13 protein-coding genes are annotated in these 13,611 nt (G+C 70.7%); 6 read left to right on the forward strand and 7 right to left on the reverse strand.

The features are described from left to right. Positions 1 to 58: 58 nt before the first annotated feature. A complete protein-coding gene (locus ACFYM6_RS28665; protein ID WP_387280496.1) occupies positions 59 to 874 on the forward strand; it encodes an IclR family transcriptional regulator in 816 nt (271 codons plus the stop codon). Positions 875 to 915: 41 nt separating this feature from the next. Here ACFYM6_RS28665 and ACFYM6_RS28670 read toward each other — a convergent pair whose 3' ends face one another. The 6 genes from ACFYM6_RS28670 to ACFYM6_RS28695 form a co-directional block, all read right to left on the reverse strand. Next, positions 916 to 1,515 (reverse strand): YesL family protein, encoded by a 600-nt coding sequence (locus ACFYM6_RS28670; protein ID WP_387280498.1) that lies wholly within the window; start codon positions 1,513 to 1,515, stop codon positions 916 to 918. Next, the gene (locus ACFYM6_RS28675; protein WP_387280500.1) at positions 1,512 to 2,294 is read right to left on the reverse strand and encodes an SDR family NAD(P)-dependent oxidoreductase; all 783 of its coding nucleotides are present in this window, start codon (positions 2,292 to 2,294) and stop codon (positions 1,512 to 1,514) included. The genes ACFYM6_RS28670 and ACFYM6_RS28675 overlap by 4 nt, the downstream gene beginning before the upstream one ends. A 5-nt stretch (positions 2,295 to 2,299) precedes the next feature. After that, the gene (locus ACFYM6_RS28680) at positions 2,300 to 3,439 is read right to left on the reverse strand and encodes a mandelate racemase/muconate lactonizing enzyme family protein (protein WP_387280502.1); all 1,140 of its coding nucleotides are present in this window, start codon (positions 3,437 to 3,439) and stop codon (positions 2,300 to 2,302) included. A 13-nt stretch (positions 3,440 to 3,452) separates the two neighbouring features. After that, the gene (locus ACFYM6_RS28685; RefSeq protein ID WP_387280504.1) at positions 3,453 to 4,370 is read right to left on the reverse strand and encodes a dihydrodipicolinate synthase family protein; all 918 of its coding nucleotides are present in this window, start codon (positions 4,368 to 4,370) and stop codon (positions 3,453 to 3,455) included. Next, positions 4,367 to 5,545, reverse strand: a complete 1,179-nt coding sequence (locus tag ACFYM6_RS28690; protein WP_387280506.1) for a mandelate racemase/muconate lactonizing enzyme family protein — start codon at positions 5,543 to 5,545, stop codon at positions 4,367 to 4,369. Before ACFYM6_RS28690 ends, ACFYM6_RS28685 begins: the two co-directional genes overlap by 4 nt. Before the next feature lie 657 nt (positions 5,546 to 6,202). Further along, a complete protein-coding gene (locus tag ACFYM6_RS28695; RefSeq protein WP_387280508.1) occupies positions 6,203 to 6,361 on the reverse strand; it encodes a hypothetical protein in 159 nt (52 codons plus the stop codon). Positions 6,362 to 7,167: 806 nt separating this feature from the next. Between ACFYM6_RS28695 and ACFYM6_RS28700 the strand changes: the two genes are divergently transcribed. The 3 genes from ACFYM6_RS28700 (at position 7,168) to ACFYM6_RS28710 (ending at position 10,710) form a co-directional block, all read left to right on the forward strand. Next, on the forward strand, positions 7,168 to 7,296 hold the full coding sequence (locus ACFYM6_RS28700) for a hypothetical protein (RefSeq protein ID WP_387280509.1): 129 nt from the start codon (positions 7,168 to 7,170) through the stop codon (positions 7,294 to 7,296). A 128-nt stretch (positions 7,297 to 7,424) separates the two neighbouring features. Further along, on the forward strand, positions 7,425 to 9,077 hold the full coding sequence (locus ACFYM6_RS28705; protein WP_387280511.1) for an ATP-binding protein: 1,653 nt from the start codon (positions 7,425 to 7,427) through the stop codon (positions 9,075 to 9,077). Between the two features lie 757 nt (positions 9,078 to 9,834). Next, positions 9,835 to 10,710 carry a sulfotransferase domain-containing protein gene (locus ACFYM6_RS28710; RefSeq protein WP_387280513.1) on the forward strand — a complete coding sequence of 292 codons (876 nt, stop codon included), beginning with the start codon at positions 9,835 to 9,837 and terminating at the stop codon, positions 10,708 to 10,710. A 43-nt stretch (positions 10,711 to 10,753) separates the two neighbouring features. On the opposite strand, the gene ACFYM6_RS28715 is transcribed toward ACFYM6_RS28710, so the two are convergent. Next, on the reverse strand, positions 10,754 to 12,184 hold the full coding sequence (locus tag ACFYM6_RS28715) for an NF041680 family putative transposase (protein WP_387280605.1): 1,431 nt from the start codon (positions 12,182 to 12,184) through the stop codon (positions 10,754 to 10,756). Between the two features lie 227 nt (positions 12,185 to 12,411). On the opposite strand from ACFYM6_RS28715, the gene ACFYM6_RS28720 reads away from it, so the two are divergent. Further along, positions 12,412 to 12,930 (forward strand): hypothetical protein, encoded by a 519-nt coding sequence (locus ACFYM6_RS28720; protein WP_387280515.1) that lies wholly within the window; start codon positions 12,412 to 12,414, stop codon positions 12,928 to 12,930. After that, complete coding sequence (locus tag ACFYM6_RS28725) at positions 12,927 to 13,595, forward strand: 2'-5' RNA ligase family protein (RefSeq protein ID WP_387280517.1); 669 nt, start codon at positions 12,927 to 12,929, stop codon at positions 13,593 to 13,595. Before ACFYM6_RS28720 ends, ACFYM6_RS28725 begins: the two co-directional genes overlap by 4 nt. The last annotated feature ends 16 nt before the right edge of the window (positions 13,596 to 13,611 follow it).

Below are 13,611 nucleotides of genomic sequence, written 5' to 3' on the forward strand. Positions count from 1 at the left end.
GCTCGATGTATGATCCGTAATCTGGATTACTCTCCTACGTTTTCGAAGGATGACAACGATGCCACGGTCCACCACCGTTCGCGAGGTCGGCGGCGGCACACAGAGCGTCGAACGCGCGCTGTCGCTGCTACGCGCCTTCACCGAGGAGCACCCCGAGCGGCGGGTCTCCGAGTTGGTCCAGCTCACCGGGCTGGGCCAGTCGACGGTCTCGCGCCTGGTCGGCACGCTGGAGGCGCTGGGCTACGTCACCCATGACGCCCGCAGCGGCCTCTACCGGATCGGCCCGACGGTGGTGGGCCTGGCGGGCATCGCCCTCAACCAGTCACCGATCCACCGCCAGTCCCGGCAGATCGCCCAGGACCTGGCCAGTGAACTCGGCCTCGGCGCCAACGTCGCCGAACGGCACGGCGCCGAGTTGTTCTACCTGTGCAACTTCGAGGGGCGACTCGCTCCCCGCTCCTTCACCCTGGTCGGGCGGAGCGGCCCACTGCACGCCACCGCGATGGGCAAAGCCCTGCTGTCCGACCTGACCGCAGACGAGATCGAGTCGCTGCTCGGCGCCCGGTACCCGGTGTACACCCCGAAGACCATCGCCGACCTCGACGGGTTGCTCGCCGCCCTCGCCGACGGCCGCAGCCGCGGCTACACCACCGAACTGGAGGAACTCGCCTTCGGGCGGGCCTGCCTCGCCGCGCCGGTGCGCGACCGCTCCGGGCGGGTGGTGGCGGCCCTGTCCGTATCCGGCCCGCTGTCCGCGCTGGACCTGCCCCACCGCCAGGACGAACTGGCCCTCAAGGTCATCGAGCACGCCGACCAGATCTCCACCGGACTCGGCTACCACGCCTCCGCAACCCCGCTGTCCGCGACGGTCTGACCGCCGGTGACCGGTCCCGACCGGTCACCGGACCGGACCGGTCAGCGACCCGAAGACCCGCGCGCTACCCGCATGACAACCACCGCTGGCACGCTGGGCAGGAAGAACGGGATGGCCGCCGGCACCACGAACACCATCACCGCGACCGGCACGACTACCCCCACCGCGAGGCCGACGGTCCAGACGGGAGCCCGCCAGGCCGCCAGCACGGCGACCCGCCAGGCGGCCACGGCCGGCAACTCGAAGTGCGCGAGCACCGCCGGCAGATAGCCCAGCACCACGAGATAGGCCACGCCCAGTACGGCCACCGCAGCGACGACCGGTGTACCGCGAGCCGCCAGCAGGTAGAACAGGAACACCCACAGGGTCAACAGCGGCAGCCCCAACCGTACCTGGGACCGGGCGAACTCCGCCCGCCAGCACCGCCAGAAGTCGTGCCACGGTCGCGACGGGCGGCCGAGCAGATAGTCACGCAGCACCGCGAACAGCGCGACAGTCGACGGCGCGATGCCGGCGACCACCCCGCCGGCAAGCACGCCGGCCAGCCAGAGCAGGTTCAACCCGGCCAGCCGGACCGGCCAGTCGAGCAGCCGGTAGAGCCGGCCGAACCGGCCACCGATCTCCACCTGCGGACCGCTCACCCGGCGATGACCTCCCCCAGCTGCCCCGGCGAGCCGGCATCGACCGCCCCCTCGTCGACCGGCGGCCGCAGACCAGCCAAACGGCGTCGCAGGTCGGCGCGAGCAAACGCCGACGGGGAGGCGACCGACAGACCCCCGTCGACCGGCAGCACGACCCCGGTGATCCCGCTGGCCCCGTCGGAGGCGAGAAAGTAGACCGCCTCGGCGACCTCCGCCGGACGCAGCGTACGTCCGATCGGGTAACCCGCGGCCGCGTCCGGCAACGTCTCCCCGCCGACCAGGCCGGGCGCCACCGCGTTGACCCGTACCCCGCGCGCGGCGTAGTCCAGCGAGACCTGGCGCACCAGCGCCTCCACCGCGCCCTTGGCCGCCGCATACGCGGCCACCCACGGCGCCGCCAGGAAGGCGTTCACCGAGGAGAGCGCGACCACCGCTCCCCCGGACGGCAGCAGCGGCAACGCCACGCGCAACGGAAAGAACAGGGTGTCCAGGCAGCCGGCCAGCGCCGCCCGCCACTGCTCGTCGGTGGTGTCATGGGCCGCCGCGATCGGCATCGCCCCAGCCGCCGCGACCAGTACGTCCAGTCCGCCCAGCCGCTGCCGGGCTGTGTCAACCGCCGCACGGGCGCCGTCGGCGGTGCCGCAGTCCCCGGTCAGGTCGGCCACGAGGCTCGGCTCGCCGGCCGGTTCCAGGCCGTAGCCGACGACCCGGTCGCCGGCCGCCGCGAACCGGACGGCGGTCGCCCGGCCGATCGGCGTCGAGGCACCGATCAGCAACACCCGCCTCACCGCTGCCGCCAGGTGCAGTAGCGGTCCACCGCGTCGACGTCCACCGACACCCCGAGCCCCGGCCCCACGGGCAGCGGGATGGCGGTCGGTGTCACCTCGATCGGCACGGTGAGAATGTGGTTCACCGTGTCGAACAGGGTGGGATGCCACTCGAAGGCGACCAGGTTGGCGCAGGCCGCCGCGACGTGCAGCCCGGCGGCGAGCGCCAGCCCGAGCCCGGCCGAGTGGTGCGGCGCGACCCCCAGATGGTGTGTCTCGGCGTACTGTGCGATGGCCAGCCCCTCGGTGATGCCGGTCCGGCCGATGTCCGGTTGCAGCAGGCCCACCGCCCGGGCGGCGACGAACGGCTGGAACTCCCAGCGGTGCCGCAGGCTCTCCCCGAGGGCCACCGGCAGGTCCACCCGCCCAGCCAGATCGGCGTGCCCGGCCACATCCTCGAAGGCCATCGGCATCTCCAGGAACCAGGCGTCGCGTTCGGCCAGGCCGCGGCCCAGCTGCACCGCGTCGGCGAACCCGTAGACACCGTGCACATCCACCGCGATCCGCAGGTCCGGATGCACCTCGCGCAAGGCCGACACGGTGGCCAGGTCGGCGCTCACCCCGTACCCGAGCCCCACCTTGACCTGCCGCACGCCGCGCCCGACCCAGTCCCGGGCCTGGGCGACCCGTTCGCTGTCGGCTCCGCCGGGCAGGCCGGAGACGTAGGTGGGCACCTCGCGGTGGAAGGCGCCACCGAGCAGGTCGACGACTGGCAGGCCGGCGAGTTTGCCGGCGAGGTCCCACAGTGCGATGTCCACCGCGGCGATCGCGTCGGCCTGGTGGCCGCCCAGGTGCCCCCGCTCGCGCATCAGCTCGCCGAGTTGGTGGCGCAGCGGACGGACCCGGCGTGGGTCGGCGCCGAGCAGCACCGGGGCCAACAGGCGGTGGACGATCTCGGCCGGAACCTCCGGGGCCACCGGCGCCAAGGCCTCGCCCCAGCCGGCCGTGCCGTCGTCCGCGGTGAGCCGCACGACGAGCGTCTCCCGATGGTTGCCGTAGATGCTCGGCCAGGGTGGCCTGGTGGTGTAAGCGCGCGGTGCCTGGTCCGGGCTGGGCAGCGCGAGCGGGAAGACGTCCACGCCGACGATCTTCGTCATGACCGTCAGCCTCTCACGTTCGCCAGGACGGCAGCGGAGTCAGACTGAGGATCGAGTCCAGCGCGGCCTGGCTGCCGGCATCCAGCGCGGCGGCTGGGTCCCGCACGAAGGCGCAGTCGATGATGCCCCGGCGGACCAGAACCTCCTTGTGCACGGCCCAGGCCAGGCCCTGCTGCAGCCCGAAGCGCACCAACGGCAGCAGCTGGGTGAATGCCTCGTGTGCGGACCGATGGTGCCCGGCCCGCCAGTCCGCCAGGATCGGCGCGAGCAGGTCGGTGAACTCGCACGCGGGCATGGTGCCGACCGCGCCGCGCGCGTACTCCTCGAGGACGAAGAACGCGTTCTGGCCGCCCAGCACGTCGAACTGGCCGTCGGTCGCGGTCACCACATCACCCACCTTCGGCGCGGTGGGCTGGCTTTCCACCTTCACCGACTCGACGCCGGTGAGCTTGCTCAGCTCGACGATCAACGGGACCGGCATGCTCACGCCGGTGCTTGTGGGCGCGTCCTGCACCATGACGTGCAGACCGCTGCGTTCGGCCACCGTGCCGTAGAAGTCCACCACCTGCCCGCCGGTCGGCTTGACCAGATAGGGCGGCAGGACCATCAACGCATCGGCGCCGCCGTCGCGCGCGGCGAGCGCCTGCTCGATCGAGGTCGAGGTGCTGGTGGCGTTGACTCCGGCTACCAGCGGAACTTCTGGCCCGGCCACCCCGCGGGTCTCGGCCAGGATGGTGGCCCGTTCCGCGGTCGTGAGGGCGAATCCCTCGCTGGCCAGGCCGAAGACGGCCACGCCGTCCGCCCCGGCGGCGAGCTGGAACTCCACGAGCCGACGCAGGCCGGGTACGTCCAGTGCGCCGGTGGCATCGAACGGGGTGGCGAGGATCGGGACCAGCCCGCGTACGCGGAGCTGCGACTCAGGTGTGCTCAACTCTCCTCCGAAAGGGCGCTGACGGTGTGGTCGTCCACTTCGATCCCGAGACCGGGACCGTTCGGCACGGCGAAGCCGTCCGGGCCGCCGGGCAGCGGTGCGGCCAGGATCCGTTGTCCGACCTCGGTCGCCGTGGGTTGGTACTCGAAGACGGTGAACAGCTCGGCGGCCGCGCTGACCTGTAGCCCGGCGGCGAGAGCCACGCCGAGACCGACGGAGTGGTGCGGCGCGATCGGGAGGTGGTACGCCGCGGCGAGCTCGGCCACCGCCATCGCCTCGCTGATGCCGGTACGCGCCACGTCCGGTTGAACCAGGCCGACCGCACGTTCCCGTATCCAGGGCAGGAACTCGTACCGGTGGCGCAGTGCCTCGCCGACCGCCACCGGCAGGTCGATCCGCCTGGCCAGGTCAGCGTGACCGGCCAGGTCCTCCGGAGCCAACGGCGCCTCCAGGAAGAGGACGCCGCGAGCCGCCAGGCCCCGGCCCAGCCTGGTCGCGGCAGACAGGTCGTACCTCCAGTGCGCGTCCACGGCCAGCGCGACGCTCGGGGCGGCTGCCCGCACCGCGTCGACAGTCGCCAGATCCGCGTCGACGCCGTGCCCGAGGTGCAGCTTGATCCGCTCGACGCCCTTCGCCGCCCACTCCGCGGCAAGCACGCCGCGCTCGCCGTCGTCGCGGGACGGCAGGCCGGAGACGTACGTCGGAACGTGCTCGCGGAACGCCCCACCGAGCAGTTCGTGCACCGGCAGACCGGCCAGACGGCCAGCGAGGTCCCACAGTGCGATGTCGACGGCGGCCAGGGCATCCCCCTGGTGCCCGCCGAGGTGCCCCCGCTCGCGCATCAGGTCACGCAACGCGGCGCTCAGCGGCCGCACCCGGGACGGGTCGGCGCCGATGAGCACCGGCGCGAGCAGGCGGCGTACCACCTCGGCGGGGACCTCCGGCGCGACCGGCGCGAGGGCCTCTCCCCAGCCAGTGACCCCCGAGGTGGTGGTCAGCCTGACCAGCAGGGTCTCGAACCGTGGTGAGTAGATGCTGCGCCACGGGTGCCGAACCGCGTATCCCGACGGTGGCGCGGCCGACTCGGTAACACCGTTGGCCGAACCAAGGTACGGCTCGGCGTGCTGAAGCTTCAGGACGAAGCAGTCCACGGCGGCGATCCGTGTCCGGACCATAGCTTGGCGCTCCTCACCCTTGTCACATTATGGAATTAGATTCCACAATACGGGTTAGGTGTTCGTCAAGTGGTCCCGTGACCCGAGACCGTACCCGAATCCACTCCCGGATTCGTCCTGAGCACGACGGTTGAGGGCGTGCCCTCGCGCATAGTCAAGGTTCATGTCGAACGACGACGCCCCAGACAGTTGCCTCAGCCGATTGCTCGACCCTCGGGTTCGTGCGGTCTCGCCGACCCAGTTGAGCGAACTCCCCGCACCGTGGCCGGCAGGTGACACCTGCGGTGCCTGCCGCCGAGCGGCGTCGGCCCGCGACGCCAAAGTTGACGGACCGGGTAACCGCAGAACATCCGCCCGTGGTCACCTACACCCGCCGGGGCGGCGTCGCTGCCCCGCCCCTGTTCCCCGACCTGGTCGATCTCTATGCCACGGTGTCGCGGAACCCCCATACGAGGAGGGGCGGAGCAGGTCAACGGGTTCCGGGAGGGCCTGCCGGAGCAGGCGGCCCGGCGCCGGGGTTCACGCTGGTCGCGGCCGAGGAAGGCGACCGGCAGGTTGGGGCGGCGTCGTAGGCGTGCTTGGTTGGGTCGGTGATCTATCGGCGGACGAGCAGCCAGCCGGTGAATCTGTGGCCGGTGGTGCCGGTGCCAGGCAGGGTCACGACGGCCCAGTCGAATCGGCGGCGCCCTTCGGCGCCGTCGCCGCAGCTGCGCCGCTTCCGGGTCGAAGTAGGGATGGCGCCAGTGCATTGGCGCGGGCGCTGCCGCCGTCGGTCGGATTCTTCTGGTCGCCGGCCATGGCCAGGAAGTAGCTCATGCGGTGGGCGCTGCAGCCACAGCCGGAACTTGGTGTCCTTGGCGTAGACCTCATCGGCGGTCACCCACCGGGCTGGTGATGGTCCCGGCCCGCCCCCAGGACGGAATTGGCTTTGCGATCCGGATCCTCAGGCATGCGCTTTCCACATTGCGAATGGAGACGTCACTGTGCGGGCGGATTCCGGCGGAACTCGTTGGGCGGAGGTCAACGGCCCTATCCCCCATCGGCGGTAGCCGAAGCCGGATGATCAAATGTGGCGGGCCGGGGCCATTACGGTGATCCCGACCCAGGTGCGACGGGCCGGGATCCCTACGGGCGGCCCCGGCCCGCCACGGGCGCGAGTAGGCCAGCAGCAACCGTGGCGGCGGCACCCACCAGCACGCCGCTGGCGCGCGTAAAGGGGGCTGAGCAGTCGCGACGCAGCGCGACGGGAAGGACTCGGCAGTCGCGCGACGGTGGACCACGAAGATCCACACGATCGGTGACGGGTGGGGCCGGAACCTGACCAGCCACCTGCCCCCGGGCCAGGATGCCGATACCCGCCAACTGGTGCGGCTGCTCGACGACGTGGCCGTGGCCTGTCCCGCGGGGTCGGCCGTCCGCATAAGCGGCTGGACTCCCTGTCGGCAGACAAGGCGTAGGGCTCTCGCGGCAACCGCCGTTCGCCGCGGGCCCGGCGCATGCCGCACGGCGTCCCCGAGGAAGACGACCAGAAAGCCAACCGGACGCGGAGAGGATCACCCGGTGGCTGCCCACCCACGTTCCGCCCGCACCGCTACCGGCAGCGCAACACCATCGAACGGCTGATGAACCGACGCAAGCAGTTCCGCGCTGTGGCTACCAGGTACGACAAGCTCGCCTGCCGCTACCGGGCCACCGGGCAGATCGTCGACATCCTCATCTGGCTACGAGCGAAACCAGACCGCCTCCCATGATCAGGGTTTGCCGCAGCCCTGGTCCTGATGGCGCTTTCCTACTGGCTGTTACGCCACTTTTGTGCGCCAATCAATGCCCGCAGGATAAAGAACAGCACGCCGCCGACGACCGCGGACCAGCCGCATGCGTGGCGGCCTGGCGGGTCGGCCTGGCCACCGGCGCGCATCCGGTGCTGGACCTGCGCGCCTGGCCGGACGAGCGGCTCGAACCGGTAGCGGACGAGCTGGACGCGCTGGTCCGCGACATCGGCGGCCGGGCGTGGCTCTGCACGCGCGGCCCGCTCGCGCACCGGCTGCCGCACGTGGAGGCGCGCGTGCCGGGCTTCGCCGAGCGGCGTCGCGCGTGGCAGGACGAGGCCGCGGCCCGGGAGCTGGCGCTGTCCGCGGAGGCAGCCGCGGGCCTGGCCTCGCGGCACCGCCTGGACGTGCCGGCGATCCGTGCGGTGTTCGCCGCGGCGGGGTCGTTGCCGGGTCTCGCGGAGCGGCTGGAGGCGGCGGCCGAACGGCTCCGCCCGGTCGAGGTGCCGCGCAGCCTGCGGATCACCCCCCGCCGCACGTTCGACGACCTGGCGCTGCCGCACACCACCCGCGACGCGCTCGACCGCATCGTGCACTACGTGCGGCGCCGGGACGGGCTGGCCGAGCAGCAGGGGCTGAGCCGGCGCTTCCCGGTCGATCGCGGCCCGCTGGTGCTGTTCGCCGGGCGCTCCGGCACCGGCAAGACGGCCGCGGCCGAGGCGGTGGCCCACGCCCTGCGCCGCCCGCTGCACACGGTGGACATCTCGCAGCTGCTCAGCAAGTACATCGGCGACAGCGAGAAGCACATCGACGAGGTGCTGAGCCATGCCCAGGAGCAGTCCGGCGTCCTGCTGTGCGACGAGGCCGACGCGCTTTTCTCGTCGCGTACCGAACAGTCCCAGAACGCCGGCGAGCACTTCGCCAATGTTCTGGTCGGCTATCTGCTGCAACGCATCGAGCGGCACGACGGCACGGTTATCCTGTCGACGAACCTGCGGCACGCCATCGATGACGCGTTCAGCCGGCGGTTCTCGTTCCGGGTGGAGTTCCCCATGCCGTCGCCGTCCGAGCGGCTACGGATCTGGCAGCTGATGCTCGTGCCGGGCGTGCCACAGGAGGACGGGCTGGACCTCAAACGACTGGCCGAGCGGCACGTGCTCTCCGGCGGCGACATCTCCAACGCGGCACTGCGAGCGATCTTCCTCGCCGACCGCGAGGCCGTACCGCTGAACCAGGACCACCTCGACCGGGCGGTGGCGACCGAGCTGCTGGAGCAGGGCCGGCTGTCCCGCCGCCCTGCGCTCGGCACCCCGGACGGCACCCTCGGCGAGCCGGACCGCGGGCAACTGGTGCGGGCGCTGACCGACCGGCTGGAGGCGGAGCTGACCGGGCAGCTGCGCCGGCGCTTCCTCAAGGAAATCCACCTGGTCCACGGCTCCCCCACCGAGCAGGCGCTGGCCGGGCGCCGCCCGGCGGTGTCGCTGTCGATGTTCCGGCTGGCGGCGCGGCGCGGCACGCACGGCCTGCGGACCGGCTTCATCGCGTCGGCGTGGTCGGTGCTGCCGGAGGAGGAGTACGAGCTCATGGGCGTCATGCACGAGGTGCTCACGACGATGGAGCTGACCGAGCTGGCCGGGCAGGCGGCGACCCTGCGGATGCAGGAGAGCTACGACTTCGACCTGCTGCACAAGTTCTGGAGCAGCCATGATCGTCCGGTACGCCCAAGCGTGGTGTTCGACGTCGAGGTGACGCGCAGCCCGTAGGCGGCGGGAGTTCCGCCGAAGGCGGCTTGATCCGGTCCGAGCCGGCTGATCGGACCGGAGCGTGCCCCTGATCGAGTGGCAGCGGCGGTGGCCACCATCGCTCGGGGCGAGCATCGATGCATTCGATCGCTACAGCGTCAGGCCCGTACCCGCCGACCTCAGCAACCTGCGGCAAGCCCAGGCCAGGTTCCTATTCTCGGCGCGTTGACCGCCAACCCGGCGCGGCTGCTGTTGGTGGTGCCCGGCATCGCCGACAGCAGCGGCGTTGGTCCTCCCTTGGCCGGCGGTCCAACCCGGCACCCCAGATGCTGCGCGGTTGGCTAGCCTTCGTGCATGGTGGACGTAGGCCGGAAGGTAGCCCCGGTAGCACAAGGCGGTCGGCGCATGACTGTCGTCCGTGGATGGCCATCTCTGACCGCTGCATTGAGCGAGAGGAACTCGCCGGCGAGGCGATTCATCCAGGAGCGGTTCGGCCGGTGGCAGGACCTCCAGGCACGGTATCGGGAATCCGTCGGCCCCCTTGCCGTACCCGGCGGTCAGGCGAACCCCGCAACCATCGGCTCCGCGTTCGACTGGATGGTGCGCTTCATGGTGCACCCCCGCCCAGACCTGCGCTTGGCGCTGGCCGGCGTGCGCATCCCCCCTATTCGGCGGGCGGGGTCGCCCGGTTCGATAGGTTAGGTCTACTATAGACGGACGAACCGAAAAGCAGGGAGGACCGTTGCGCCAACCGACGGTTCGGTACCAGAACGAGGTCATGGACAGCGGACGGTGGGAGGGTTTCCCGTTCCGCGAAGGTGACATCGTGGTTTCGACCCCCGCGAAGTGCGGGACGACGTGGACCCAGACGATCTGCGCCTTGTTGATCTTCCAGACACCGGAGCTGCCGGCACGGCTGGACGACCTCACCTACTGGCTCGACATGTTGACTCGCAGCCGGGACGACATCTTCGCGTTCTACGAGGCGCAGCGGCATCGCCGTTTCATCAAGACTCATACGCCCTTCGACGGGCTGCCCATCCATGATGGGGTGACCTACGTCGCGGTCGGTCGGGATCCCCGGGACGTCGCGATCTCCTGGGACGCCCATTTCCAGAACGTCGCCCAAGAGGCCTTCGACGCGATGCTGGCGGCCGGCGGTAGCCCGACCCAGGAGCCCGCCGATACGGCTCCGGCGCCTGCGGAGTCCGCGTACAACCGGTTCTGGGCCTGGCTGGAGGACACCAATGTGCAGGTGGGCCTGCCGTCGATGCTGCACCACCTGTCGGGGTTCTGGGCCGAGCGGGAGCGGCCCAACGTGCTGCTGCTGCACTACGACGATCTGAAGTCAGATCTTGAAGGCCAGATGAGGTTCCTCGCCGGGCGCCTCGGAATCGAGGTGCCGGAGTCGCGGTGGCCGGATCTGGTGCGGGCGGCGACATTCGACTCGATGCGCGGCCGGGCGGAGGCTCTGACCCCGGTCGCGGCGATGTGGCGCGATCCGAAGCGGTTCTTCAACCAGGGTGTCAGCGGCCAGTGGCGGGACCTGCTCGACGAAGATGACCTGCGACGATACGAGGATCGGGTCGCGAAGCTGGCCGAGCCCGACCTTATCGACTGGTTGCACCGCGGCCCCATCGTCCCCGCCCGCTGACCCTACGCCGCCTCCTCCTCGCTATCCCGCCTTAGCTTGATCTTTAACCCTCGCGTTGGTTACGTGCTGCGATGGTCAGGTCACGCTTAATGGTTTTGCCGACGTCGTGGCGGGGTGCGGGCTGACGGTTGCGGGAGCCGGGTGGCCGTCCGGGGCCGGGTGTTGCGGGTTTCGGTGCGCTGGCGGGCAGGGCGCTGGTGGGGCGGATGTTCCGGAACCCGCGGCGGACGCGGGCGGGGGTGAGCCGTCCGGGTGGTGCGGGTTTTTCCCAGGGGCGGCGAAGGTCGGCGGCCAGGGGGCGGGCCAGGCGGAGTTGGGTGTGCGCGGCGATGATCAGCCAGGTCCAGCGGTCGGCGGCTTGCGGGGTGCGGATCTTCGGGCGGGTCCAGCCGAGGGTCTGTTTGAACAGGCGGAAGGTGTGTTCCAGGTCGAAGCGGCGCAGGAAGGCCTGCCACCAGCGGTCGACATCGGTGGCGGTGGCGCCGGTGGCGGAGCACCACAGCCATACCGGCTTGGGGTCACGGTCGCCGGGTAGGTGGTCGACCTGCAGCCTGATCAGGGTGCCTTCGATGACCGGCATGTCCCCGTCGTGGTCGATCCAGCAGGTGCGGCGGGTCAACCTGGGGTGCAGCCGGTCCCACGCGGCTGCTCGCGCGGTGCCGTAGCGCGTGGTCGCAGTGGTGGTGACGTGGTGCGGCGCCGGCCAGGTAGCCGGATCGGCCAGGGCGAACTCGCCGCCGTGTTTGCGGGGACGGCCGATGGTGCCCGCCGCCCTGACCGGCTTGGGCAGCCGTAGGACACGGTCGGAACGGATCCGCCCGACCAGCACCACGGGTAGGTCGGCCAGCACCCAGGCCAGCCGGGCGGTGTCGTAGCCGGTGTCGGCCACGATCAGGATGTCCGGGTCGCCGGGCCGCCAGTGCCCGACGGTGATGAGCCGGTCCACGACATCACGCAGCTGGGCGGCGGTGACCGCGGTGGCGTCATCGGTCGGGCCCAGCCGCACCGCGTCCAGGACCTGCGTCCACGACGTGCGGCCGGACTCCAGCGCGGCCACGAACGAGTACGGCCAGCCCGGGATCAGCTGAGCCTGCCCCTTGCCTCGAGCGTAGACGTGGCAGAACAACCGGTCCGGGCTGGTCGGCGCGTCCGGGCGCAGCCAGTTCGACACGTCCACAGCGAGGACGATCCGCCCGTCCGCCGCCCGGGGCAGCGGCAACCCGGCCAGCCTCGCGCGGAGCCGGGCGATGTCGATCCTGCCCGCGTTCAACCCGTCGTACAGGGCGCCGTGACCCCGACGATGCTCCGCCGTCAACGTGAGATCGACCAGGCTGTGCACCGGCCCGTCGGCGCACAGGACCGCGTCGGTCAGCTCGAACAACGCGTCCGTCCGGCGCACCAAGCACTGGTAAAAGTCCCGGCGGAAGCCCGCCAGCGCCGCGGCTGAATCACTCACGGGCGTGTCGGGTAACACCAGCCCCGCTACGTAGTCCACAATCGTGGCCACGGCCACCGTCCTTGTTCTTCACGTCCTTGCCAGGGAACCGAAGGATCATCAGACGGTGGCCGACTTCCGTCTCCACGACACGCCGAATCCACAAAGGACCATCACGGCCGTCGAGACGTCAGGGTTAAAGAACAAGCTTAGAGCCTGGTAAATAAGGTTTTCAGGTGCTTTGGTGGCGGGCGAGGCGGCGGGCCATGACGATGACCATGGCCCACTGGACCATCGCGGCGTGGTGGGCGGGTAGCCGTTCGCACCAGGCGTTCACCGCGCTATCCGACTGTCCGTCCAGCTCCCAGGTCAGCGCGAGCCTCGCCCTCGGCCCGTACTGCCAAGCGAGGGCAGCAGCCAACGCAGCAACCGCCTACCTGACCCTCGGCTGCGGCACGGACGTCACCGCACACCTGACCACGGCTATCGACGCGTTCGACGTGGCAGCCCTCCGTGGTCCGCAAGCCCTGAGTCGCCTCGACCTGGCCACCGCCTATCTACGCGCCGACCACCCCGAACCCGAGCAGGCCAGCTCGCTGGCGCTGGAAGCTCTCACCCTCACCGCAGATCAGCGCTACGAGTCGGTCAACCAGCGGGCGCGTCAGTTCCTCGCCACCGCGCGGCCGTTCGCCCAGCAGCCGCAACTGCGGCAAGTCGCGGAACTACTCTGCGACCGCACTCAGATCGGCGCTCGGACGCCGCCGGCCCTACCATCTCCGTCATGAGTAGCCGGGAACTGGCCAGCCTTCACCAGCGCTGGACCGCCTATCAGGAGCTGCCTGAACTCACCGAACACTGGTACTGGCGCCCGGGCTGGCGAGCCGACCGCCAGTTCTACACCTGGCATCTCACCTTTGAAGATCAACCTGAACTCCATCAGCTCGTCACCTATCTGCAGAGCCAGTTGGCGCTGCCCGGGCTCGACCTGGTGCCACTCGATGGCCTGCACCTCACCATACAGGGCCTCGGGTTCACCGATGAGGTCAGCGACAAAGACCTCGACGCCATCGTCGCCGAGGCCCGAGAACGCTGCGCCAGCCTGCCACCCCTGGAACTGTCCCTTGGTCCTGTCGACCCCGACGCCGAAGGAATCGGCCTCCTGATCCAACCTTGGGACCAAGTCGAGCGACTCCGCGCGAGCATCAGAGAAGCCATCGGCGCCGTGTGGAAGACCGTGCCGGAAGCCGCGCAGGGATTCCGGCCGCACGTCACCATCGCCTACAGCGGCTCAGCGGCACCGACCGGCCCAATCCGGGACCGGCTCACCGCACTGCGCCACCAGCCCCCCGCCGGCGCAAGGATCAACAAAGTCCCGCTGATCGCGCTACGACGCGACGGCCGCACCTACCGTTGGACAACGGTCGCGACGGTGCCGCTGACGGGACCTTGATCCCGGCCGGGATGTA

Origin of the sequence: Micromonospora sp. NPDC006431 (assembly GCF_042870725.1) — a bacterium.
Lineage (GTDB): Bacteria > Actinomycetota > Actinomycetes > Mycobacteriales > Micromonosporaceae > Micromonospora.